This window comes from Terriglobales bacterium (assembly GCA_035651655.1).
Taxonomy (GTDB): Bacteria; Acidobacteriota; Terriglobia; order Terriglobales; family Acidobacteriaceae; genus DASRFG01.
In genome coordinates this window covers 1-23,934 of record DASRFG010000028.1, presented here as the reverse complement: position 1 = coordinate 23,934, position 23,934 = coordinate 1, and the positions used below count along the sequence as shown (strand labels likewise).

The following is a 23,934-nucleotide window of genomic DNA, read 5'->3' as shown; positions in this document are numbered from 1 at the left end:
CTCAAACCAATGTCAATCTCCGGTTTCGCTACCTCCGAAGGCACCCTGCGCTATCGCAATCGCTTCCCTCAACTGCGCGATGCCGGTCATTTCCGCCGCCAAGAACACGTCCCCGGAATCGGTGATCTCTGGCTTTCTTCCATTGGACTGGGTACGTACCTGGGGGAACCGACCCCCGCCGCTGACGCCGCCTACACCGACGCCATCGGCACCGCTCTCCGCTCCGGCATCAATGTGCTGGATACGGCGATCAACTATCGCCACCAGCGTTCCGAACGCAGCATCGGCTCTGCTCTGCAGGAGCTTATCGGTTCCAGTGAATTGAGCCGTGACGAGGTGCTGGTATGTACGAAGGCGGGTTTTCTGTCATTCGACGCCGATATGCCTGCCGACGTGCGTGGCTACTTCATGAGTGAATACGTGAAGCCAGGCATTCTGGATCCGGCCCAAGTCGCCGCCGGCAGCCACTGCTTGTCGCCGCGCTATCTGGCCGACCAGATTGATCGCTCCCGTCGCAACCTGGGTCTCGACACAATCGACGTTTTCTACGTGCACAATCCGGAGTCCCAGCTCTCGGAGGTTTCTCGCGCCCTATTCCGCGATCGGCTGAGAGATGCATTTGTAATGCTTGAGGAAGCTGTTGCCGCCAGCAAGATACGGTTCTACGGCGTGGCTACTTGGAATGCCTTCCGCGTGCTGGAAGGGGAGAGCGATTATGTGGGCCTCGCCGAAGTGCTGGAAATCGCGCGAGCAGCCGGTGGCGATGCCCACCATCTTCGTGTGATTCAGCTCCCCTTCAACCTGGGAATGACAGACGCCTTCGGCCTCTCCAACCATCAACTGATTGGAACCAAGATGTCGGCCATGAAAGTGGCCGCTGCGGAAGGCGTTGCGGTGATGGGAAGCGCAACCCTGTATCAAGGACGATTGACCAGAGACCTGCCCGGCGTCGTAAGCAAGACTCTCGGAATGAGCACCGACGCCGAAAACGCAATCCAGTTCGCGCGTTCAGCGCCCGGAATAACCACGTCACTCATTGGCATGGGACGTAAAGAACACGTACTCGCGAACCTGAAACCGGCATTCTCGCCTCCTACACCGCCGGATAAATGGGCCAAACTGTTCACCGGTGAGTAATCCCTCTCTTCCAAAGCCGCGCTTTCGGGTTCGCATGCCTTTCGATTACCTGCGTAACCTCCTTGCGACGAATCACGTTGTAGCGCACGTCTTTGTTGTCCTTAAATAATGCTGAACTCCTATGCGAAAAATACTGATTTTTGGGCTGCTGACATGCGCTTTGGCCGGAGCATCATTCGGCCAAGAGAAGACTTTCAACTGGGTGCGAGCCAATGATGAATCGGTGCAGCTGGACCCTGCCGACTATCACACTGGACGGGTTTACCGCCCCGGCAACGACGGTGGGAATATCCACGTTGATATCGCGGCCAAGCAGCCTGTCACCATCGCGCTGGCGTGGCTTGATGATTGGAATGCAGTCCTGCAACATCCTGGGACCGCGGGAACCATTGAGTATCATTGCCTGCAGCAGCATGTGGTGAACACGACTTATGAATGTCATCTAGGGCGGGACCGGCCGATGGTCTTACTGATCCACGACGAGCGCACTCCTGATCGCGCGATTCTTACCGGGATTGGCGCAGTTTTGACTCATGGGGCGAAGCAGTTTATTTCGCCGAACAGCCTTCATGTGCAGTACTACAGTTGGGCGTGCGTGGACAACTGCAACCAGCCGGAATTTCGCTGGGTTCGCCTGGTGAAAGAAAAGTATCAGCTCACCGCGACGCCGAAGATTTACAGCCTGCTGACTCCCGAACGCGACCACCAGCCGGTCAACGTCAGAATCAAGGCGCCGGTGCCCATGACCATCGCCGTCCTGCCTTCGAAGTTTGCCGACCAGGTGTACGACAACCCTGAAACCCTGCCCTCCGCCCTGGCAAACACCTCGTGCAAGCAGCGCGGAGTGCAGTCGTTAAATTTCGATTGCGCGTTTAACCTGGCCGATGGCCCACAGTCGCTGGTCGTGCTGCCGAGTTCACTGACACACGTCCCCCATAAAAAAGCTGAAATCGAGTTGCAGGCGGTGAAGTGCTGGAACAACTGCGAGACGTTGGGTAAGTAGAGTTGGGTAAGTAGACTACTTCAGGTCCTGCATCCTGGCCTGGGCGATCTGGGCGGCGGCAGTGGCGGGATTGTCCTTGCTGATCTCCTCATAGATCTTCTTGGCTTCGGCCGGCTGCTTGGCTGCGTACAAGGACGCGAGTTCGAGCTGGGCCTCGGCTTTGCCCACCGTCCGCGAGGGATGAGCAATCAGCTGTTTGTAGAGATCAATGGCCTTCGCGTCCTGGCCGGAGGTTTTGTACTGCGACGCCAATGCGAATTTCGCCAGCGACGCGAGATCGGCGTTGTGCACCTCCGAAATCTCTTTCAATTCCTTCTCGGCGGCGGCTGTGTTGCCCAGGTCATTGTCCGCAAGCGCGGCGAAGTAGCGGGCGATTTCGCCATTCCGGGTATGTGAGTATTTGGCGGCAATGTTCCGGAACTGCACCTGTGCGGCCTTGGCCCGCTCCTGCGCGGAAGGAAAGCTGGTCATCCCAGGTTCCGGGGAGCTTCCGGCGGAAATAATGGGAGCCTGATAAGTGCGTAGCGCTTGGCCCATCGCTATACTGGCCGCTTGATCCTGGCGCCGCAAGTAGTACCAGCCGCCCAGCGCCAGCGCGAGCACCGCGCCGACAATTACGGCAGATAGAACCAACTTGTTGCGGTGCTCCACCGTCCAGTGGATCGTTTCCTGGGTCGCGATAGCGAATCTATCTTCTTTTAGTCTATGCCGGGCTTCTGCGCGCACAATTTCCCTTCTGGACTTGGTCTTCGGCGGGTTGAAACCAGTCTAACAGCCCAAAAAACGCAGCGTCAAACCCGGAACTCCGCCGTCTATAGGTGGGGCGCAGAGTCGCGCCTGTATAATTCGCCTTCGCTTTTAACCCCTATGGACACCTTCGATCGCCGTAAATTTATGGCCGTATGTTCCTCTATTGGGCTGGGTTCTACTCTTTTCCCAGGAGTGCTGTGGGGAATGTCGCAGGAAAGCTCTTCTCCAGCAGCCACGCCTGGGCCCCAGCCCTCGCCTTCTCCAACTCCCAAAAAGATCACCGCTGAGATGATCGCCGGCGCAGCCGCCATCGCAGGCGTGACCATAGAAGACAGCCAAAAGCAGCTCATGCTCAGCCTACTGAATGATCAGCTGAAGGCCTACGAGAAGATCCGCGAGCTCCACCTGCCAAACGACGTGCAGATGGCCCTGATTTTCAATCCCGTGCTGCCGGGCATGAGCTTCGAACGTCAAACCCGGCCCATGCGGCTGGGCCGTATCACGGTGGCAAGGGCTCCGCGCAACCTGGAGGATGTCGCCTTCGCCAGCGCCCGCGAACTGGGCGAACTGGTTCGCACCCGGAAGGTTTCTTCCTCGGCGCTCACTTATATGTATCTTGAGCGCTTGAAGCGCTACGACCCGCTGCTGAAATACATGATCACTTACACCGAAGATCGAGCGCGGGTGCAGGCGCGTGAAGCTGACCGCGAAATCGCAGCCGGTAAGTACCGCGGTCCTTTGCACGGCTTGCCCTGGGGCGCCAAAGATCTACTGGCCGTGAAGGGCTATCCGACCACCTGGGGCGCTGCGGGCTTCGAACATCAGCAGATCAACCAAGACGCCACCGTGGTGCAGCGACTGGATGCAGCGGGCGCAGTGTTGCTGGGCAAAACCACACTCGGCGCCCTGGCTAACGGCGACGTGTGGTTCGGCGGCAAGACCCGTAATCCGTGGAACCCCGCGGAAGGATCCAGCGGCTCATCCGCGGGATCGGCTTCGGCCACTGCTGCCGGCTGCATGGCATTCGGGATTGGCTCTGAAACTCTGGGCTCGATTTCGTCGCCTTCTTCGCGCTGCGGTACTACCGGCCTGCGTCCCACTTTCGGTCGCGTTCCCCGCAGCGGGGGCATGGCGCTCACCTGGAGCATGGACCACCTCGGCCCGATATGCCGGTCGGTGGAAGATTGCGCCATCGTCATGCGCGCCATCAACGGCCCGGATGGTCACGATCGCAGCACGCTGAACGTGCCCTTTAACTGGGATGCCACTCTGGGTCCGAAAACCGTACGCGTCGGATACATCAAGGCCGACTTCGAAGGCAAGTTCAAACCTGACACAGAAAGCGAACAGGGCATGACTGCACAGGAAAAGGCTGAGCGCGCAACCTTCCTCGAGCGCCGGCGAAAGGATGTGGCCTTCCTGCAGTCAGCCCTCGCTCGTTTTCCGCAGCTTGGCATCAAGCCCGTTCCCATCGAGCTGCCCAACTTACCGGTGGACGAGCTGCAAATCATTTTGCTGGCAGAATCGGGAGCGGCTTTTGACGAACTGACTCGCACCGGCCGCGACAAACTGCTCACCGCGCAAGCCAAAGATGACTGGCCCAACGTTTGGCGCGCTGCGCGCTTTATTCCTGCGGTGGACTACGTCAACGCAAACCGCGCGCGCACGCTATGGATGGAGAAAATGGCGGAGATTTTCAAGAACGTTGACGTGCTGCTGGCGTCCAGTGATTCCGATCAGCTAACCATCACGAACCTTACCGGCCATCCGGCGCTGATTCTGCCCAATGGCTTCCGCGAGGATGGCACACCGTCAAGCCTGACTTTCCTCGGCAATTTATTCGGAGAAGAAAAGCTGCTAGCTGTGGCTAAAGCCTATCAGGACCTGACCGGCTTTCACCTGAAGCATCCGCCGCTGCGGGCCTAGTCCCGCTTCATGCTGTCTATGGTCTGGAAGAGCTGGGTGTTGTCCTTCACTTCAACGAACGGGGTGCCTGAGGCTTTGTCGGTCACGATGTAAACCGTAGGCGTGTGATCAATGCCGACTCGATTTCCCAAAGTGCGATCGGCATTCACTTTTGCCGCCAGCTCGCCCTGCGGATCAACCACAAAAGGAAGGTCAACCTTGTGCTCGCTGGCAAATTTTTCGGCGAATGCGCGCAGGTTCTGCGGGGTGATGTCAATCTGGTTCGCAAACACCGCGTCGCGGAATTCATTCCCCACTTTTACCGAATGAGTATCGAAGTAGCGGGCGAGGATCGCAGCATCGTAAGACCAATTATGCTTGGGCAGCGGGAAATCGTGGCGCACCACCGGAATCTTGTAGGTCTTTGCCGCCTGCTCCAGCAGCGGCGCCGTCCGGGCGCACTGCGGGCATTGCAGGTCCTCGAAAACCACAATGGCGACCTTTGCCCCCTTGGGCGGATGGAGCGCAGAAGTGTCCTGGGGACCAGCGGCCAGCGCCATCACCGCCATCAGCAGGGGCACAGCGATTATTGCGACTAGATAAATAGCAAGCGACTTCATTGAATTGACCTTGGTTGAGTTTTTAGGGACCGTTTCCGGTACCTTGAATTAGATGCAGTTTGGGCCGCATTGCGGCCACTCTGTACTCTTATCTATGTTACTTGAAAGCTCACGTCCCGGGTACTCCGGTAATTCTGCCTCCTAGTACTTGAACCGGTAGCGCAGCTCCACATAAATCTCCCGCGGATTGTTGTAGTGGCTTCCCCCAAAGGTCAAGCTGTTGTCTATCAACAGGTGCCGGTTCGCCACGTTCAACGCGTTCACCGAAAGTGCCAGTCTCTCTCCGAACTCCTTGCCCAGAGAAAGGTCCACCGTCGTGTGGCCAGGCAAGTGGTCGGGCGGACCGTCCTCCAGGGCAAATCCGGAGCCGTAGTACACGTTCGTCGAAGCGAAGGTTCGCCACGGCAGACTAATGTCCGCGCCCACGTTGAGCGTGTGCCGCTGGTTGTGGTCGAGTAGAAAGAAGCCTGCGGGCGGGGAAAAGTCAGTCAGCCCCCCGCTGATTCCTCCACGGCCTTGGGCAATTTGATTGGAATATGCCAGATGAATTTGGGCACGGCCCCCAATTCGGGGCGAGCGTAAGGTCGTTTCCCACCCCCGAATCAAAGCCCCATCAATGGTCAGCGGAAAGAAAATATTGGAGTTGCCCACACTGTTGTGGTCGAAATAGTTGCGGGCACGCGTCCGGAAATAGTCCGTGTCAAGAGTCCAGTTTTTGAACGGAATTGTCACCCCGAATTGGTGTTCTTCATCTTGCTCTCCATGGAGCGGGATGAACCCCAGGTTCTGGCTGTTCACAAACTGGAGCAGCGGGCCTGAGGCTGTGATCAGAGGAGGCGGTTGGTAGAACTTCCCGTAGAATCCTCTGAACACCCAGTTCAGATAAGGGACCCGCAGGGAAGCGCCCACCCTCGGGCTGGTTGCGTTCTCCACAATTGCGCCGGAGAAATGAGTCTGACGCACACCCCCCAAGACTGTCAGCCAGGGCGTGACCTTAAATTTGTCCTCCAGAAATACGGCTTCAACACTTCCGGCAATCTTCTGGCGCTCCCGCAGATCGGGACTGCTGTTGTCATTGAACGTCAAACCTAAGAATTGATTATCGCGCTGGCCAAATCCGTAAAACCCGGCCTGCACATCGTTGCGCCATAAGCTGGCGCTCAGCGTGGCCTGGCCTCCGGCATATTCTGACGTATGGTGATCGGTGGTGCTGACCGGGAAGTCATTCGCTCCACCGTCGAAATTGGCGCTGTTGTGGTGATAGAAAGGCGACACCGTCAACAGGACTCCTGAACCGAAGGTCCTCACCCAGGAAAAGTTAACGAAGGCATCGCCCTCGTGTTGCCCGTCGCGGATGCCCGTGGCTTCCTGCTCTGGCGTATTCGGCACCTGATAGTAGTCGCGACGCGCTGACGTAACTAATCGCAGCTGATTGGCCTGGTTGATGTTGTAAATAAAGCTGCCAAACCCACCGTATCCGTTTGCAGCATCGTGAATGATTTTGCCAACTGGAGTTTCAAGACCCAGGTCGGTTCGGTTCCCGTTCAGGCTGCCGTAATAAGCAAAGCGCTCGCTGTGGCTACCGAAATTAATTTGGTCGTTGGTCTGCTTGAAGTTGCCGAATGTTGTAACCAGCTCGGCCTGGTTATTCCGCTCGAAGCCGGTGCGGGGCACCACATTAAATACGCCATAAGTCCGGTCACCGTACTGCGCCTCATAACTGCCGCGCTGCACCTCAAGGTAGTCAATGTCTTTCGGATCGAATTGCGGCCCCACGTTGCTGGCAATATTGGTGTTGGGGACCTGTACCCCATCAATCAGCCAGCTCACCTGATGGCCGCCCCGAACGTGCAATTGGTCGTGCACCATGTAGGATCCGGGAACGAAATTGGTGATGATTGCCAGGCTATTAGTGCGGTCCGCCCCGGGAGTGCGCTGAACATCAATTCGATTCACCAGCGTCGAAGGAGTCGCGGATTCGGCGGTTTGGGCCGCTTCCGGTTCGCCAGAGACGTTCACAGTTTCCGACAGCTTGGGCAGGTAGAGCTGAAAATGTAGGATCGGCTCGCTGTCTGACTTGACGACAACCGTCTGTGTAACCGAATCAAATCCCGGTTTCGTCACCGTGACCTTGTACTCACCAATCGGCACCGCGTCAAAACGAAAGCTCCCCGAATCGTCGCTGCTGCCTGACTTCGTCCACGCGGAGTTCGCCGCGCTCAGGGTGACTTGTGCGCCCTGAACTGGCCGATGTTGCGGGTCGTGTATCAGGCCACGAATGCTACCGAAAATGGTCGCGCTTGCTTCTCCCGACAACAACATGATCGCTATTCCGCAGAACGCGAAGATGCATCGCATGAACTTCTCCTGTGGCGCCAGAGTGCCCTTCCAAAAACGCCGCGTCCGTGGGTGCCCCGTCCAAGCTTCGTTTGGGCGGATGTAGGCACGTCACCAACACACATTGCAGCTTAGATTGATCAGGCGTTTACAGGTGGGGCTCTGGAGGAGTGAGTACCAGCGGAAATGAGGGCTCGCGCAGAAGCAGGAACTAAATCCGCAGCGACAGTCGCGCGGCTGTCGTACCTTGCCGAAATCGAAGCCACCGGAAGCGCACTACGCCGCACCGCCAACCCTCGGCAACAGCGGTGTGAACAATCAGCAGCTTGGAAACCGGCATCATGCGTCGTGGAACAGCTGTGCTGTTTCCGAACGCAGCAGCTATGCGCCTGCCTCTGCGTTTGCGCTAGCGCCAGCGGAGCAAACGTCCCCCACAGCAGCAGAGGCATAAACAACCTGACGACGAAGCGCTGCATGGGCGGGTTGCTCACGTTCAGATGGGGCAAACCGACTCAGGTTACCGCTTTGTGGCCCGCGTGTCGAATGCTCAACCCGGCTGCTGTCTGCCCTCCAACCCTCTATTGAGCCTCCAAATCCAGCCGTGGTAGCATCGAGGTTTTGGCAGGCCCTCTGCCGGGCGCCCGTATCCCGCCTACACAACCGACGGGACTCCACCGACGCAACAGGCGTCTGGCATGATCAAAGGAGTCGCTCGTGAAAACCTATGAAGGCGCAAATATCCGTAATGTAGCGGTGGTCGGTCATGGCCACGCCGGCAAAACATCGTTGGTCTCCGCCATGCTGGCCACAGCCGGCGCAACTCCGCGCCTGGGCCGCGTAGATGACGGCACCTCCGTCACCGACTACGACGAAGAAGAAATTGCCCGCAAGATGTCCATCTCCGGAACTCTGGCCGTTGCCGAATGGGGCAAGAGCAAAATCAACCTCATTGATCTTCCCGGATTCAGCATATTCGTGCACGAGGCCAAGCTGGCCATGCCGGCGGTCGAGTCGGTGGCCGTCGTGGTGGACGGCGTCTCCGGCGTTGAAGTGGTCACCGACCGCGTGTGGGGCTTCGCCGAAGAGGTCAATCTGCCGCGCATCATCATTGCCAGCCGCATGGATCGCGAGCGTGCCGACGCCAGCCGTGTGTTGCAATCGCTGAGCGCGGCCTTCGGGCGCGCCGTAATGCCGGTGCAGTTTCCCATCGGCAGTGAGAAGAACCTCAGCGGCCTCGTGGACCTGGTGAAGATGAAGGCTTACAGCTATGAACTGGGCGGTAGCGGAAAAGGGAAAGAGATTGAAATCCCCTCCAACATGGCCGACGCGGTGCAAAGCGCGCACGAAAAATTGGTCGAAATGATTGCCGAAGGCAACGACGCGCTCATGGAAGAATTTTTTGAGAAAGGCACTATTCCTGTAGAAGACCTCGTCCCAGCATTGCACGACGCCATCCGCGAGGATCGCATTTTCCCGGTCCTGTTTACCTCTGGACTGGGCAACATCGGCGCCGATCTCGCCATGGACTTCATAGTGGAGTACGCGCCGGCAGCTACCGATCGCGCTCCGGTAAAGGCCATCGCTACCCCCAATAACGGCGAACCGCCGACCCGGAAGATTGCCGACTCCGAGCCCGTCTCCTTATATGTCTTCAAAACCGTCTCTGATCCATTTGCCGGACGAATCTCCTATCTCAAGGTCTATTCCGGAGTTTTGAAGAACGATGCCACGTTGCAGAACTTCACCCGCAACACCAGCGAGAAGCTCTCGCACCTCTCCGTGATGCAGGGCAAGAACGCCATTCCGGTCACCGAACTTCATGCCGGCGACATCGGCGCGGTGGCAAAACTAAGAGACACCCTCACCGGCGACACCCTGAGCGAAAAATCGAGCCCCATACAATTTCCCAAAGTTAGCCTGCTCGAGCCCGCCATTACATTTGCCATTGAACCCAAGACCCGAGCCGACGAAGACAAGCTCAGCAACGGCATTCACAAACTGATGGAGGAAGACGCCATGTTGCGCTTCTTCCGTGATGAGCAGACCAAAGAATTCCTGATTGCCGGAACCGGTCAGCAGCACATCGAGGTCGTGGTGTCGAAGCTCAAGAAGCGTTATCACACGGAAGTCAACCTCAAGGCCCCCAAGGTGCCTTATCGCGAGACCATCCGGGGAAAGGCTGACGTAGAAGGACGCCACAAGAAACAAACCGGAGGCCACGGCCAGTTCGGCGTCTGCCGCATCAAAATGGAGCCATTGCCGCGGGGCGCGGGGTTCGAGTTTGTCAACGATATTTTCGGCGGCGCCATTCCCAAAAACTTTATCCCTGCGGTGGAGAAGGGAATCCGCGATACCGCCGAACGCGGCTACCTGGCCCGTTATCCGGTGGTGGACTTCAGGGTGATCCTATATGACGGCAAATATCACGACGTGGACTCAAACGACCTCTCCTTCCAACTCGCCGGCCGGCTGGCGTTTCGCGCCGCCATGGAACAAGCCAAACCCACGCTGCTCGAGCCCATCATGGCGGTTGAGATCACGGTGCCTGATGAATTTGCCGGCAGTATCATGGGCGACCTGAACGGCCGCCGTGGCCGCATCCAGGGCATGGACAACAAGGGCGGCAAAACTTTGATCAAAGCCGAAGTGCCCATGGCGGAGATGCTCACCTACGGGGTTGATCTCACTTCCATGACACAAGGCCGCGGCACTTTCCACATGGAAATGGCCCACTATGATCTTGTCCCGCAGCAGTTGCAGGAGAAGATCATCGCTCAGGTGAAGGCAGAGCGCGGCGAAGCGGTAGTAGTGGAAGAGTAAGCCTGTACTCTGTCCAGTCCCCGACCACGGTTCGCAATCAGTGGCGCGCACATCGGTTGCAGCGCTGGACCATTGTTTCAACCCCAACCTTCCCCGTACCTAAGTGTTCATTTTGATCTCCCTACTCCACTCTCCAAGCTTGCTACCTAGCAGTTACCTATAAAGCCAAGCCGGGCTGCTGCCGAAGATAACCGTGTGTTCAATCTAAGCCACCTTGAAGACCGAGGTGTGCACCGCAGGTGAATACGATAATGCGAAACCTATGTTCAATCGGCGCCCGCAAATTAACGGTCGTGTGTCTGCTCCTGTGTCTCCTGTGGGGTTTTCCATCCTTTGCACAGCAGGCGGCGAATTCGACGTCGAGTCAGGATGAAACCAGTAAACAATTATTGGATCGTATTCGCGAACTGGAAGCCAGGCTCAAGCAGTTGGAGGATAAGCAAGCGTCTAATCCTTCGGCGCCAGTGGCGGTCCCAGCTCCTGCAATTGTGGAGGCGCAATCGCCAGAGACACCGAGGCCCGCGGCCCAAGGAAGCAGACTGCAGATGCACATTTTTGGCGACGTAGGCTATGCCGCCACTGATCATAAGGGCTCAACCAACGCCTTCCATATTGGCTCTTTCGACCTGTTTGCCACATCGCGCCTCACCGATAAGATTTCTCTGCTTGGAGAAGTGCTTTTTATCTCCACTCAAGACAATGCGGTGAATACCGATTTGGAAAGATTGTTGTTCCAGTATGAGCACGATGAGCACTTCAACTTCGCAGTTGGGCGCTACCACTCCTCAATCGGTTACTACAACACCGCATTTCACCAGGGACAATGGTTCCAGACCGCCATCGGCCGCCCTTTCATGTATGAGTTTGACGATCATGGCGGTTTTTTGCCTCTGCAAGAGGTAGGGGTCACCACCCACGGAACGATTCCTTCGGGAAGACTTGGCTTGCATTATGTGGCTGAGATCGGTAACGGTCGGTCGCATTTGCTCGGCTCTGAGCCGGCCCAGAATATTGTGGACTCAAATAATGGCAAGTCTTTCAATCTCGCCATCTTCTCACGCCCCAGTTGGGTTTCCGGTCTGCAAACCGGGTTCTCCTACTATCAGGACCGCCTGACCTTTCCGGACGCCATAAATCATAAAGAGTCCATTATGGCGGCACATGTGGTCTATCAAACCTCCGAGTATGAGTTCCTCAATGAGGCCCTTCTGGTACGCCACACCGACGAGCATGACGGACCAGTTTTTTATAACCCCGGCTGGTATACCCAATTCTCGCGGCGCTTTGGCAGTTATCGCCCGTACTTTCGTTATTCATACATGAACGCCAACGCACGTGACCCGATTTACAGCGATGCGGAGGACGCAACTGAGGTAGGCCGTAAAAATGGTCCTTCCGCCGGAATTCGCTACGACTTCAGCGACTATGCGGCCGTAAAGCTCCAGTATGACCGGGTGGAGGTTCGCGGCGGCCCCAGCAGTAACGGCTTGGCGACGCAATTTGCATTTACGTTCTGAGGAGATCGAAATGAACAATCACCGGCTCTTCTATAGAATGCTGCCCCTGGTTGGAGTCATCGCTTGGGCGATAGTCGGGGCCCCTCCTGCTCTTGGCGCTGGCGACGAAAGCATCGTAGTGATCTTGAACAACTCCAACCCGGTGGACAATCTCACCACCTCAGAAATCCGCAAACTGTTCCTGGCCGAACGCAGCCGCTGGGACACCGGAAAATCCGTAGCGCCAGTAATGCCGGCCAGCGGCCAGGCCGACCGAGTTGCCTTCCTGAAAATCGTTTGCGGCATGAAAGAGGCCGATTTCAACAAATACTTTGTGCAAGCCGCTTTCACCGGCAAGATTGTTTCTCCTCCCAAAGAAGTCAGCAGCTCGCGTGACGTGCGGTCTTTTGTCGCTTCCTCACCCGGCGGTGTCGGCTTCGTTCGCGCTAGCGATCTACATGGTGACGCTTCCGATGGCGCCATCAAAACGGTCAAAGTGGACGGGCTGTCCCCCAGCGACTCAGGCTACAAGCTAAAACTGTAAGCAACCAACTAAAGGGTGGGAAGCCATATGGTGGGCTGGACCATTAGACGAAAACTGTTGAGCATGACGGCTAGCGGCCTGATATTTGTGGCGGCCGTGAGCGCGGCTGGATACTGGGGCATTTCTACCGTCACAAAAACAATCGCTGAGGTGTCGGCCACCAGTTCAGCTATTCGAAACCACGTCGAAGCCGGCGTTTATCTCGATATGGCGCGGGCAGACGTTTCTGCCGTCTTCATGCACAAAGGAGAGGACCAGCAGAATAAGGTGGAAGAACTCCTCCAGCATGCCAAGTTGCTCAAAGAACGAATGGCTAAGGCGAGAATGCTGGCAGTGAGCTCCACCATGCAGGCCAATCTTGCCGACGAACACCGCCTCACCGAGCAATACATCACCAGTAGCCAGGAATTGGTGGACACCATCGTTCACAACCCCAGCGCCGCCGCATCACAGCTCGGCAATTTCCTGCAGCTATATAAAGACCTTCAGCAAAAAATTGAAGTCACCAGCGACCAGCTCGAAACTGAGGCCAAGGACGCCGAGCGCAGTGCCAATATTAAGGCCTCACGCGCCATCCACCTTATGTTCGTAATGGGTGGCCTTTCCCTTCTGCTGCTACTGGTCATCGCCTTGCGCACCACGGCCAGCATCACTCGACCCTTGGCGTCGCTCTCCGCCTTATTCGAGGAAATGGCCAAGGGCGCCAACGATCTGACATGGCGAGTGGATGAAGACCGCAAGGATGAAATCGGCGAATTAGGAAAATGGCTGAACATGTTCATCCAGAAAGTGCACGATATCGTCGCCCAAATCGCCGGCACCGCTGAACATGTTGCGAGCGCGACCGATCAGATATCTTCCGGCGCCAGCCAACAAGCACAAGGCGCAGCCGCTCAGAAGGAGCAGGCTTTGCTGGTCGGCAAGGCGATGCAGGAAATGTCCTCCACCGTCCTGCAAGTGTCCGAACACTCAGCTAGGGCAGCGGGAGCCGCGCGAAATGCCTCCGAAACCGCCCGCGCTGGAGGCGACATTGTCAACCAGACTCTCGTCAAAATGCGCGCCATTGCGGAATCCGTCAGCAGCACTGGACAGAAAATCACCGCACTGGGAAAAAGTTCTGACCACATTGGCCGCATTATCAATGTAATTGACGATATCGCCGACCAGACCAATCTGCTGGCGCTCAATGCCGCTATTGAAGCCGCTCGTGCTGGAGAGCAAGGCCGCGGCTTTGCCGTGGTGGCCGACGAGGTACGCAAACTGGCCGAAAGGACCACGACCGCCACCAAGGAAATTGCACAAATGATCAAGCAGGTGCAGGACGAAACCCAGAAGTCGGTTCGTGCCATGGAAGCTGGAACCAGACAAGCCGAGGAAGGAGTTCTGACGACTGCCAAAGCGGGCGATTCCCTCAAAGAAATCATTCAGATGGCGGAGGAGGTCGGCTCCATGATTACTCAGATAGCGTCCGCTTCTACGGAGCAGTCGAGTGCGACCGAGGAGGTGAATAGGAACCTTGAGAGTATTGAGAAAATAGTTCACGATTCCGCGGGACGCGCGGAAGATGCCGCCAAAGCTTGCCAGGATCTCTCCGGGCTGGCCATTGATCTGCAGAAACTTGTGGGCAGTTTCAAACTAAGGACCCATGACGGATCAGGAAAAAGCTCTTCCACGCTGCAAGGGAAAGCTCTGCTGGCGAGCGCCTCTAACAAAGCCAAAGGAAAAGCAATGGCGGCAACCGCGGACTGAGCCGCGCTCGGTTAGGTCTTCAACTCCACCACCGTCGCTCCACCTCCACCCTCATTCTGCGGCGGCTCAGAAACGGCTTCTACGTGCGGATGCTGCTTCAGGAATTGCCGGAGTGCCTTGCGCAAAACTCCCATGCCGCTGCCATGCACCACGCGGACCCGCGGCATCCCAGCCAGGAACGCCCGGTCAACAAACTTCTCCACCGCTCGCGTCGCGTCGTCCACATTGTGCCCGATCACATTGATTTCGCTGGACGCGCTTGGATCGTCTTTGGCAAGCGATACCGTGACCCCGCGCGCCCTCGCAGCCTGCACCGGATTGTCTGATGCGCGCGCCAGAACTTCTGCAATATCGTCTCGTCCCACGCGCATCTTCATGGCGCCGACCTCCACCTCGAAGCCTTCGCCATCGAGCTTGCGCTTGATCACAGCCGAGCGACCCAGTGACTTCAGCTTTACCGTGTCGCCCTCCGCCACCTGCCGCACCTCCTGCGGCCGGGCGTGCGGATCGCCGACATCCGCCCCGCTGGTGTGCGCCACCACGGCGGAATCGAACTGCTCCTTGAACTCCCGTCGCAATTTTGCGATGCGTCGCTCGGCGTCTTTTGACAACTTGAGGGCGGCCGCGCGCTCCTGTACCGCATTCACCGTTTCCCGGGCACGATACTCGAAATCCCGTAACACGCTATCCAGCTTCTTTTCCAGTTCGCGCACCTTGGCCCGCTGCTCGCGCATCCCCTCCGCAGCCAGGCGTGCCTTCTCGCGGGCCAGCTCCTGCTCGCCGGACTGCAGTTTGCCGCGCTCAGACTCGGCTTCGCGCAGCTCAGCATGCAGCCGATCCAGAAATGTTGAGATGTCTCGCGTCTGCTCCCCCAGCCGGGCGCGCGCCGCCTCCACAATGGCCGAGTTCAAGCCCAGCCGGCTCGCAATGTTGATTCCCGCCGAAGCCCCCGGCACCCCGACATGCAATTCGTAGGTCGGCTGCAGTGTCTTCTCGTTGAACCCGACTGCCGCGTTCAATACTCCGGTCGTATTCGCTCCATAAACCTTCAACGAGGTATGGTGCGTGGAAATAATGGAGAGCGCGCCCAGCTGCCGGAAGTGATCTGCAATCGCCACCGCCAGGGCTGCCCCTTCTTCGGGATCGGTTGCCGAACCCAGTTCGTCCAGCAGCACCAGCGACTGTGGGGTCGCAGTACGCGAAATAAAATCAATGTTGGTGACGTGGGCGGAAAAAGTCGAGAGGTTCTGCTCAATGGATTGATAGTCACCGATGTCAGCCAGCACGGCGTCAAAGATCGGCAGCTCAGCTCGTTCCGCGGGCACCGGCATTCCCGATTGCGCCATCAGCGCCAGCAGGCCCACGGTTTTTAGTGCAACCGTCTTTCCACCGGTGTTGGGACCAGTAATGATGATTTGCCGCTGTGGCCCTTCCATTTCAATGCTGGTGGGAACCACCCTGCCACCTTTGGCTTTGAGGTTGCGCTCCAGCAGAGGATGGCGAGCATTGCGCAGCACTAGCCCCGCTTCGCGCGCACCTGGGGTCCCGTCCGGAATCACCGCCGCAACGCAGTTGTAATCTTCTGCAAACCGCGCCTTGGCGAACTGCAACTCCAGTTCGCTCAATGCGTCGGCGGCCGAGACGATTGCATCCGCCTGTTCCCGGATGAGTCGAGTCATCTCCAGCAGGATGCGATGGATTTCCGCCTGCTCGTCCTCCAGAAGGCGCACTAGCTCATTATTCTGTTCGATGGTCTCCAGCGGCTCCACAAAGACCGTCTGGCCGCTTGAGCTGACCCCGTGCACCACCCCATTGACCCGCCGCTTTTGCTCCACCTTCACCGGAATCACAAAGCGCTCGCCACGAATAGTGACCAGCTCCTCCTGCACGGCCCCGTCCTCCGCGAGCCGGCGCACATAACCGCGCAACGATTCCTGAATGAGGCGCTTCTGCTTTTCGATCTCCCGGCGGACAGCGGCCAGCTCGGGCGACGCGCGGTCGTCAAGCGTGCCGTCCGGTAGGATCTTGTTGCGGAAGCCGCGCAGGAAAATAGTGAAATCCGCAATTCCGGCGGAGAGCTCCGCGATAGAGATCCAGTCGGACTTCAGTGCGGCTGGCGGATGCAATGCCACTTCCCGCCACTCCGCCGCCCGGTCCACCACCACTAGAACTTCCCGGATCTCGCCGGGCTCGAGTGCGGCGCCTTCGATCCGCGCCTTGTCTACCAGGCGCATGGGATCAATCAGCCCGGAGAAATCGAAATTTCCTCCGGCTCGCCGGAATTCGCGGACCTCTTCCGTGAGCCGCTGTTGGCGCTCGATCCAGGAGCGGTCACTGGTCGGCGCCAGGCCCGCGATCCGGGTTTGACCCAACAGAGACGGCGCGTACCCCCGCAGCAAATCGCGCACTGACTCAAATTCCAGCACCCGCCCGCTATTGTGGAGCAGAGGTTGGGGCTGGACCGGCATGGACTGGGCCAACATTGTCTGGATATATGGTATATCGCGAGTGCGGCGGAAGCTGGGCCGTGAGGTGCTAAGATTTGCCTATGAGTTTCCCGGTTACCCGGTTGCGCCGCCTGCGCCAGAGTGAGCCACTGCGCTCCATGGTCCGCGAGACGCGCCTCACCCCCGAGTCGCTGGTCTATCCCATGTTTGTCTGTCCCGGCGAGGGCATCCGCCGCGAAGTACGCTCCATGCCGGGAGTACACAATCTCTCGGTTGACCAGGCGGTGAAGGAGGCTCGGCAGGCGAAGTCTTTGGGTGTTCCGGCGGTAATCCTATTCGGGCTGCCGGAAAAGAAAGACGAAGTCGCGACCGGAGCGTGGGCCGACGATGGCATCGTGCAGCAGGCCGCACGCGCACTGAAGAGTGAGATTCCTGACATGGTGGTGATTGCCGACGTTTGCCTGTGCGAGTACATGTCGCATGGCCACTGTGGAGTGGTGCGCAAGCTTGGCGCTCCGAACTCGCTGGGAGCGGCCGCGGCAAAGCCGCTGGGAGCGGCCGCAGCTAAATCCGCTGTCCCTAAAACGAAGCCCTCGCAGCCTGGCGATGCGGCCGCCTCTGCCCGGGAAGCCGCAACTGAGTATGAAATCGTAAACGACGCCACGCTGGAGATTTTGGCCCGCACCTCGGTTTCTTTGGTGCGCGCGGGCGTGGACATCATTGCCCCCTCCGACATGATGGACGGCCGGGTCGCCGCCATCCGCAAGGCGTTGGACGAAGCCAGCCTGCTCAACACGCCCATTCTTTCTTACGCTGCCAAATTCGCTTCCGCCTTCTACGGCCCCTTCCGTGAGGCTGCCGATTCGGCGCCCCAGTTCGGCGACCGCCGCTCATATCAGATGGATCCGGCCAACCTGCGCGAAGCTATGCGGGAAATCGAACTTGATCTTGAGGAAGGCGCGGACATGATCATGGTAAAACCCGCCCTGCCTTACCTCGACGTCATTGCTGCCGCTCGCCAACGCTTCGACGCGCCTTTGGCCGCATACCAGGTTTCCGGTGAGTACGCCATGATCGAGGCCGCCGCCCGCAATGGCTGGATCGACCGCCAGCGCGTCATGATGGAATCACTGCTCGCCATCCGCCGTGCCGGGGCAGACGTGATCCTGACCTACTTCGCCAAGGACGCCGCGAGACTTTTGGCCTGATCTGGGAACACTCAACCGGGCGCATCTCCCGCCTGGTGCCTGGCTCCTCTTCTGCTCGCTTCCGCTGCATTCGCTGCTACTCCTGGGCCGGTGCATTAGCCTCCAACGGCTTACCGATTTCCCAATGGTGTCCGAAGGGATCCATAATTCGTCCGACGCGCCAACCATATGGCTGATCCTCAACCGCTCGAACCACGGTCGCTCCTGCTTTTACGGCGCGACTGAAAGCCGCGTCCGGGTCCTTGACCACCATCACCAGCCGTACCGAACCGCCTCCCAGATACTCGGGGCTGAAATTCAAGTGCTCCGGCGACTCGTCTGCCACCCAGAATTCTGACCCTCCAACGGAGAGCCGAGCGACCACGGCCCCACCCTCGGCGTCAATTCGGAACAATTCGCTAGCTCCGAACGCCGCCTTGTAAAACTCGATCGCCTTCGCGCCGTTTCGGACCGAGAGCATTGGGGCAATACTGGTCTGCTGATCCTCGTTGCTCTGCGGCCTGTTACCCATGCGAAGCCTCGTGCGCGCTGATTTTGTGCATGTTAGCGGACATTATACTTTTGCCTTTCGAGCCTTCCTGGCACTTCCGTGTGAACCGGGTGGAGGCCCGGCACTGAACCCGGCTCCCTATTCGCCGAATCTAATACTCGTATCGTAGAATCATGAGTTTGGCCATCGGCCGAAATTCATAGCGGTGGGGAGCAACACTTTGCCTGATAAGACTTGCGATCTCGCGATCATCGGCAGCGGTCCGGCTGGCTATACCGCCGCAATTCGAGCCGGACAATGGGGGCTGAAGACCTGCCTTATCGAAAAAGATGCCAAGCTGGGCGGCACCTGCCTGCACGTTGGCTGCATTCCCACTAAGGCGCTGCTCTACAGCGCCGAGATTTACGATCATATTAAAGTCGCCAAAGAGTTCGGCATTGAAGGCATCACCGCTCCCAAGATCAATTGGGACACCATCCAGCAACGCAAAAACAAGATTGTCACCAAACACACCAAAGGCCTCGAATTCCTTATGCGCAAAAACAAGGTCGAGGTCGTGGCCGGCTATGGCCGTCTCACCGGGCCCGCAAAAGACGGTTGGATCACGGTAGAGGTTTCAAACGATGCCGGTGAAAAGACAGCCATCAGGGCGAAGAACGTGATTCTTGCCACGGGCTCAGAAGCCCGCATGCTTCCCGGGCTGCAGCCGGATGCGCGCGTGCTGACCAACATCGAGATTCTGTCTCTAAATTCCATTCCCAAATCCCTGGTCATCGTCGGCGCCGGCGCCGTGGGCGTGGAGTTTGCCTCCTTATATCGGTCTTTTGATACCGAAGTCACCCTGCTCGAGATGCTGCCGCGCCTGGTTCCGGTAGAGGATGAGGAGATCTCCAAGGAGTTGCTGCGCGCCTTCCGCAAAAAGGGCATCAACTGCCAGCCTGGCGCCAAAGTGGAAAAAGTGGAAAAGACAAAGAACGGCGTGGCGGTGACCTTCACCGCAGAAGGTAAGCAGCAGAAAGTGGAGGCGGAAAAAATCCTGATTGCTATCGGCCGTAAGCCGCGCACCGAGAATGTGGGAATTGAGAAGACAAAAATCCAGCTCGACCGCGGCTTCGTAAAGGTGAATGAATGGATGCAGACCGCTGAGCCTGGCATCTATGCTGTCGGCGACATTGTCGCCGGTCTGCCACAACTGGCACATGCTGGCGCCATGGAAGGAATTACTGCTGTGGCCAAAATTGCCGGACGCAATGCCCGGCCGGTTCACCCGTCCCGTGTCCCCGGCTGCACCTATTGCGAGCCGCAGATTGGCAGCGTCGGTCTTACCGAAGCCCAGGCGCGGGAGCGCGGCATGGAGCTGAAAATCGGAAAGTTCCCCTTCACTGCCAACTCCAAAGCCAGCATTCTGGGAGCGCACGAAGGCTTCATCAAAGTTGTCTCCGGCGCAAAGTACGAAGAGATTCTGGGCGTGCACATCATCGGCCCCCTGGCCACTGAGCTGATCGCCGAAGCGGTAGCCGCCATGGACCTCGAGGCCACTGCACAGGACCTGATGTGGACCATCCACGCTCACCCGACGCTGTCTGAGGCTATGCTCGACGCCGCCAACAGCGTGGAAGGCATTGCCATCAATGTGTAGCTGCTGATTTGCTGGACACCATGATCTCTGTCGTCCAACTCGGCACGCTCGATTACGCCACCGGGCTGCGCCTTCAGCAGTCGCTGGTTGATCTGCGCAAACAAGAGGGAATCGGAGATACGCTGCTGCTGCTGGAGCACTCTCCCGTAATCACCCTCGGCCGCAACGCCAGCCGCAACAATCTCTTGGCCTCTCAGGAGTTGCTGGCGGAAAAGGGCGTCGAGCTCTTCGACTGCGATCGCGGCGGCGACGTCACCTTCCACGGCCCGGGTCAGCTGGTCGGCTATCCCATTTTTGATCTGCGCGGCTTCCAGCCAAAGCTCGGCGCAGTGGAGTTTGTGCGGCGGTTAGAAGAAGTCATTATTCGCGCCTGTGCCGATTTCGGAGTCGCCGCCCAAAGAATCGCCGGATTGACTGGCGTATGGACGAGCGGTGAAGTCCCCGCCAAGATTGCCGCCATCGGCGTTCACATCTCCCGCGGCGTCACCTCCCACGGTTTCGCGCTGAATGTGAACACTGATCTGGAATATTTCAACCTGATTGTGCCCTGCGGAATTACCTCCAGACCAGTGACCTCGTTGAACAAAGAATTGCAGCGTCAACTTGCCCTCGATAAGATTGCGCAATCGGTGGCCCAACACTTCGGCAAGGTCTTCGCGGCTGAAATACGCTGGCTGGATACACTCGACGCCCTGCTTGGCCGAACTGTCGGCGTACCCCTACGCCCTCCGGCGGAGCTAAGGGAGTTGCACGAGGAAGAAATCTTTCTGGCCTAGTGAGCACGGTATACTTGGCTTTTTAGCAGCCGCCTTACCATGGCGAAGAAGAATTCCCACTCCCCAAAACAGCGGGCCGCCCGGAAAAGCCCCCGGGCCGACAGTTCCGGAAAAGTAGCGCCGATACCATCCAGCAACGTAAATAGGCTGTCACGTAACGGAAGCCGCTCTGCCCAGCGTACCTACACCATTCCCGACTACCGCCTCGAGCACCTCGACATCGAAATCCGCCAGATTCCCGGCGAGGAAGTTCATTATGAAGTGCGTGGGAACCTGAGTGCCCCCGTGCCTCCCATTCGCCAGTCCAAATACCTCAGCCCCGAACAATGCGTCGAGATCTACCGCTGGATGCTGCTGAACCGCAAGATGGAACAGGCCCTGGAAAATCTTTACAAGCAGGGCAAAGTGGTGGGCGGGGTTTACTTCGGTCTCGGCCAGGAGGCCTGCTCCTGCGCCTCGGCCTATGCGCTTCGTTCGGAAGACTGGCTCGCGCCCATGATCCGCAACCAGGGCTCGCTGCTGGTGCGCGGCTTCTCGGCGCGCGACATCATGATGCAGTACATGGCCAAGGCGGGGTCGCCGACTCACGGCAAAGATGCGTCTTCACACTTCGGCGATATTTACCAGCGACAGGTAGTCTCACCCATTTCTACCCTGGGGGACCTGATTCCGGTGCTGGCGGGCGTGGCGCTGGGAGCGCGACTTCAGGGCCGCAACATTGCCGCCCTCACCTACATCGGTGATGGCGGCCAATCCACCGGGGTGACTTACGAAGGCATCAACTTCGCCGCCGTGCAGAAGCTCGGCCTGGTGCTGATCGTTGAAAACAATCTTTGGGGATACTCCACTCCCGCGGACATGCAGTTCTCGGTGAAAGATCTTGCGGAGCGCTCGATAGCCTACGGGATTCCCGGCGTAATCGTTGACGGCACCGATCCTTGCCAGGTTTACGACGCTACTAACGAAGCCTGCGAGCGGGCGCGGCGCGGCCAAGGGCCCACCTTGATCGAAGCAAAAATGATGCGCATGAAAGGACACGCCATTCACGACGCCGCTGAGTATGTTCCCAAGGCACTGTTGGAGTATTGGCGGAAGCGCGACCCAATCACTCGTTTCGAAAATTTCCTGCTGCAAAAGAAATGGCTGACGCCCGCTCAAAACCAGGCGCTGATCGCCGACGTTGACCGGCAGCTTGAGGCCGACCGCGACTTCGCAGTGAACTCGCCCATGCCCGATCCTGCGACTACGCCGCTCGATGCCTACTGCGATGGTTGCCATGAAATCAAACCGAAGTACGGCGTACTGAAAACTGCGATGCCGAAAGGCAGAGTCCGCCAGAAGCCACAAGACGCCGCAGTGCATTTAAAATAGCCACCGAACCACGTGGGCACAGGCGCCCACGCCTGTGCAGGCGAGCAGAGCTCGCCCACATAGGACGATTTAGCGAGTAACAGGATGTCCCAAACCACCTATCTCGAAGCCATTCGCCAGGGTATCTGGGAGGAGATGGAACGCGACTCAGCGGTCTTCTGCCTGGGCGAGGACATTGGCATTTACGGCGGCGCCTTCAAAGTCACAGACGGCTTCATTGACCGCTTCGGCCCCGAGCGCGTGATTGACACCCCGATTGCCGAATCTGCCATCGTGGGCGCAGCTTTCGGCGCGGCGCTCACCGGGTTGCGTCCGGTAGCCGAGTTTCAATTCATGGATTTTATCGGCTGCGCCTTCAACCAGATCACCAACATGGCGGCCAAGTCTCACTATCGCTGGGGAGCGCCAGCGCCGCTCGTGCTGCGTGGGCCGAGTGGGGGCGGAGTTCACGGAGGCCCCTTCCACTCCCAGAATCCGGAGATGTATTTTGTGCACACGCCCGGTCTAAAAGTGATCTGCCCGGCTACGGCTTATGACGCCAAGGGGCTTATTAAATCCGCCATACGCGATAACAACCCCGTGATTTTCTTCGAGCACAAGTTTCTCTATCGCCGGATCAAAGAAGATCTACCCGCCGAGGACTACACCGTTCCCATCGGCAAAGCCCGCGTGGCGCGCGAAGGCCGCCACGTCAGCGTGATTACCTACGCCGCCATGTTGCACGTCGCGCTGGAGGCAGCGGGAATCCTGGCCAAAGAAGGAATCGAACTGGAAGTGGTGGACCTGCGCACGCTGCTGCCGCTCGACCGCCAAGCCATCGCCAATACCGTCCGCCGCACCAACAAGGTGATCATCCTGCACGAGGACACCCGCACGGGCGGCATCGCCGGCGAGATCGCTGCCATCATCAACGAAGAGGCATTCGACGACCTTGACGGCCCAATTGTCCGCATCACCTCACGCGATACGCCGGTGCCTTTTTCCCCGCCGCTCGAAGAGCACTTTCTGCCGCAGGTAGCAGACGTGGTACGCGAGGCTCGCCGCCTGCACGCCTACTGACGTAAGCTGTTCCCTGACCAATCACATTTTCCACGATCTCTTTGGAAGTGGCACACTGGGAGTGACCCGCGGAGGTATGCATGCGCAGCTTTTTGTTAGGAGTTCTGATTACGGTGCTGTTGATCGGGGGCGGCGGCCTGGTTTACACCCGCACCGGAGGTATGGACTTGCGGGCCGACCGCACTCCTGGAGCGATTGAGAACTACCTGGCCACTACCGCGCTGGACGCTTCCATGCAGCACCAGGCGCCGCGCATCAACAGCCCCGTGCCAGCCACCGACGCCCATCTGATTGAGGGCATGCGTTTTTACATTATGAACTGCGCTGGCTGCCACGGCGGCATGGACAAAAAGCCCTCCGCCTTCGGTCGTTCGTTTTATCCGCCGGCTCCGCAGTTGATCATCCATCCGCTTGATGATCCGGAATGGCGCATTTTCTTTACCGTCAAGCACGGCGTCCGCTGGAGTGGCATGCCCGCATGGGGCGAAACTGTCAAAGATGACGATCTCTGGCGAGTGACCATGTTTATCAGCCGCGTGGAAAAGCTTCCGCCCGCAGTACAGAAGCTGATCAGGTGAACTGC

18 protein-coding genes are annotated in these 23,934 nt (G+C 58.3%); 13 read left to right on the top strand and 5 right to left on the bottom strand.

Annotated elements, in window-relative coordinates; translation table 11 throughout:
- Window positions 1-9 precede the first annotated feature (9 nt).
- Together VFA76_13835 and VFA76_13830 are read left to right on the top strand one after the other, a co-directional pair.
- Complete coding sequence (locus VFA76_13835; protein ID HZR32921.1) at window positions 10-1,137, top strand: aldo/keto reductase; 1,128 nt, start codon at window positions 10-12, stop codon at window positions 1,135-1,137.
- Between the two features lie 121 nt (window positions 1,138-1,258).
- On the top strand, window positions 1,259-2,140 hold the full coding sequence (locus VFA76_13830) for a hypothetical protein (protein HZR32920.1): 882 nt from the start codon (window positions 1,259-1,261) through the stop codon (window positions 2,138-2,140).
- A gap of 15 nt (window positions 2,141-2,155) precedes the next feature.
- On the opposite strand, the gene VFA76_13825 is transcribed toward VFA76_13830, so the two are convergent.
- On the bottom strand, window positions 2,156-2,866 hold the full coding sequence (locus tag VFA76_13825; protein ID HZR32919.1) for a tetratricopeptide repeat protein: 711 nt from the start codon (window positions 2,864-2,866) through the stop codon (window positions 2,156-2,158).
- A gap of 168 nt (window positions 2,867-3,034) precedes the next feature.
- Here VFA76_13825 and VFA76_13820 point away from each other — a divergent pair, with 168 nt between their 5' ends.
- A complete protein-coding gene (locus tag VFA76_13820; GenBank protein HZR32918.1) occupies window positions 3,035-4,816 on the top strand; it encodes an amidase in 1,782 nt (593 codons plus the stop codon).
- On the opposite strand, the gene VFA76_13815 is transcribed toward VFA76_13820, so the two are convergent.
- Together VFA76_13815 and VFA76_13810 are read right to left on the bottom strand one after the other, a co-directional pair.
- Window positions 4,813-5,415 (bottom strand): thioredoxin domain-containing protein, encoded by a 603-nt coding sequence (locus VFA76_13815; protein ID HZR32917.1) that lies wholly within the window; start codon window positions 5,413-5,415, stop codon window positions 4,813-4,815. The genes VFA76_13820 and VFA76_13815 overlap by 4 nt on opposite strands.
- Window positions 5,416-5,556: 141 nt before the next feature.
- A complete protein-coding gene (locus VFA76_13810) occupies window positions 5,557-7,773 on the bottom strand; it encodes a TonB-dependent receptor (protein HZR32916.1) in 2,217 nt (738 codons plus the stop codon).
- A 693-nt stretch (window positions 7,774-8,466) separates the two neighbouring features.
- On the opposite strand from VFA76_13810, the gene fusA reads away from it, so the two are divergent.
- The 4 genes from fusA (at window position 8,467) to VFA76_13790 (ending at window position 14,361) form a co-directional block, all read left to right on the top strand.
- Window positions 8,467-10,572: an elongation factor G gene (fusA, locus tag VFA76_13805; GenBank protein HZR32915.1), complete on the top strand. Its 2,106-nt coding sequence runs from the start codon at window positions 8,467-8,469 to the stop codon at window positions 10,570-10,572.
- Between the two features lie 545 nt (window positions 10,573-11,117).
- On the top strand, window positions 11,118-12,089 hold the full coding sequence (locus VFA76_13800; GenBank protein HZR32914.1) for a hypothetical protein: 972 nt from the start codon (window positions 11,118-11,120) through the stop codon (window positions 12,087-12,089).
- A gap of 10 nt (window positions 12,090-12,099) precedes the next feature.
- A complete protein-coding gene (locus VFA76_13795; GenBank protein HZR32913.1) occupies window positions 12,100-12,612 on the top strand; it encodes a hypothetical protein in 513 nt (170 codons plus the stop codon).
- 63 nt (window positions 12,613-12,675) lie between these two features.
- Complete coding sequence (locus VFA76_13790; GenBank protein HZR32912.1) at window positions 12,676-14,361, top strand: methyl-accepting chemotaxis protein; 1,686 nt, start codon at window positions 12,676-12,678, stop codon at window positions 14,359-14,361.
- A gap of 11 nt (window positions 14,362-14,372) precedes the next feature.
- Here the strand turns inward: VFA76_13790 and VFA76_13785 are convergent, their stop codons facing one another.
- Window positions 14,373-16,829 carry a Smr/MutS family protein gene (locus tag VFA76_13785; GenBank protein ID HZR32911.1) on the bottom strand — a complete coding sequence of 819 codons (2,457 nt, stop codon included), beginning with the start codon at window positions 16,827-16,829 and terminating at the stop codon, window positions 14,373-14,375.
- Between the two features lie 80 nt (window positions 16,830-16,909).
- Here VFA76_13785 and hemB point away from each other — a divergent pair, with 80 nt between their 5' ends.
- Window positions 16,910-18,016: a porphobilinogen synthase gene (hemB, locus tag VFA76_13780; GenBank protein ID HZR32910.1), complete on the top strand. Its 1,107-nt coding sequence runs from the start codon at window positions 16,910-16,912 to the stop codon at window positions 18,014-18,016.
- A gap of 76 nt (window positions 18,017-18,092) precedes the next feature.
- On the opposite strand, the gene VFA76_13775 is transcribed toward hemB, so the two are convergent.
- Window positions 18,093-18,527, bottom strand: coding sequence for a VOC family protein (locus VFA76_13775; protein ID HZR32909.1), 435 nt, complete (start codon window positions 18,525-18,527; stop codon window positions 18,093-18,095).
- 199 nt (window positions 18,528-18,726) lie between these two features.
- Here VFA76_13775 and lpdA point away from each other — a divergent pair, with 199 nt between their 5' ends.
- From lpdA to VFA76_13750, 5 genes are all read left to right on the top strand, one after another.
- A complete protein-coding gene (lpdA, locus tag VFA76_13770) occupies window positions 18,727-20,145 on the top strand; it encodes a dihydrolipoyl dehydrogenase (protein HZR32908.1) in 1,419 nt (472 codons plus the stop codon).
- Between the two features lie 20 nt (window positions 20,146-20,165).
- Window positions 20,166-20,921 carry a lipoyl(octanoyl) transferase LipB gene (gene lipB, locus VFA76_13765; GenBank protein HZR32907.1) on the top strand — a complete coding sequence of 252 codons (756 nt, stop codon included), beginning with the start codon at window positions 20,166-20,168 and terminating at the stop codon, window positions 20,919-20,921.
- Between the two features lie 39 nt (window positions 20,922-20,960).
- A complete protein-coding gene (locus VFA76_13760; protein HZR32906.1) occupies window positions 20,961-22,292 on the top strand; it encodes a thiamine pyrophosphate-dependent dehydrogenase E1 component subunit alpha in 1,332 nt (443 codons plus the stop codon).
- 84 nt (window positions 22,293-22,376) lie between these two features.
- Window positions 22,377-23,351, top strand: coding sequence for an alpha-ketoacid dehydrogenase subunit beta (locus tag VFA76_13755; protein HZR32905.1), 975 nt, complete (start codon window positions 22,377-22,379; stop codon window positions 23,349-23,351).
- Window positions 23,352-23,431: 80 nt separating this feature from the next.
- Window positions 23,432-23,929 carry a cytochrome c gene (locus tag VFA76_13750; GenBank protein HZR32904.1) on the top strand — a complete coding sequence of 166 codons (498 nt, stop codon included), beginning with the start codon at window positions 23,432-23,434 and terminating at the stop codon, window positions 23,927-23,929.
- Window positions 23,930-23,934: the final 5 nt, after the last annotated feature.

What these genes read in the sequence shown, in the direction of transcription:
- VFA76_13835 (HZR32921.1), top strand. Translation starts at nt 10, where the DNA reads ATGTCAATCTCCGGTTTCGCTACCTCCGAAGGCACCCTGCGCTATCGC.
- VFA76_13830 (HZR32920.1), top strand. Translation starts at nt 1,259, where the DNA reads ATGCGAAAAATACTGATTTTTGGGCTGCTGACATGCGCTTTGGCCGGA.
- VFA76_13820 (HZR32918.1), top strand. Translation starts at nt 3,035, where the DNA reads ATGGCCGTATGTTCCTCTATTGGGCTGGGTTCTACTCTTTTCCCAGGA.
- VFA76_13815 (HZR32917.1), bottom strand. Translation starts at nt 5,415, where the DNA reads ATGAAGTCGCTTGCTATTTATCTAGTCGCAATAATCGCTGTGCCCCTG.
- VFA76_13810 (HZR32916.1), bottom strand. Translation starts at nt 7,773, where the DNA reads ATGCGATGCATCTTCGCGTTCTGCGGAATAGCGATCATGTTGTTGTCG.
- VFA76_13800 (HZR32914.1), top strand. Translation starts at nt 11,118, where the DNA reads ATGCACATTTTTGGCGACGTAGGCTATGCCGCCACTGATCATAAGGGC.
- VFA76_13795 (HZR32913.1), top strand. Translation starts at nt 12,100, where the DNA reads ATGAACAATCACCGGCTCTTCTATAGAATGCTGCCCCTGGTTGGAGTC.
- VFA76_13790 (HZR32912.1), top strand. Translation starts at nt 12,676, where the DNA reads ATGACGGCTAGCGGCCTGATATTTGTGGCGGCCGTGAGCGCGGCTGGA.
- VFA76_13785 (HZR32911.1), bottom strand. Translation starts at nt 16,829, where the DNA reads ATGCCGGTCCAGCCCCAACCTCTGCTCCACAATAGCGGGCGGGTGCTG.
- hemB (HZR32910.1), top strand. Translation starts at nt 16,910, where the DNA reads ATGAGTTTCCCGGTTACCCGGTTGCGCCGCCTGCGCCAGAGTGAGCCA.
- VFA76_13775 (HZR32909.1), bottom strand. Translation starts at nt 18,527, where the DNA reads ATGGGTAACAGGCCGCAGAGCAACGAGGATCAGCAGACCAGTATTGCC.
- lipB (HZR32907.1), top strand. Translation starts at nt 20,166, where the DNA reads ATGATCTCTGTCGTCCAACTCGGCACGCTCGATTACGCCACCGGGCTG.
- VFA76_13760 (HZR32906.1), top strand. Translation starts at nt 20,961, where the DNA reads ATGGCGAAGAAGAATTCCCACTCCCCAAAACAGCGGGCCGCCCGGAAA.
- VFA76_13755 (HZR32905.1), top strand. Translation starts at nt 22,377, where the DNA reads ATGTCCCAAACCACCTATCTCGAAGCCATTCGCCAGGGTATCTGGGAG.
- VFA76_13750 (HZR32904.1), top strand. Translation starts at nt 23,432, where the DNA reads ATGCGCAGCTTTTTGTTAGGAGTTCTGATTACGGTGCTGTTGATCGGG.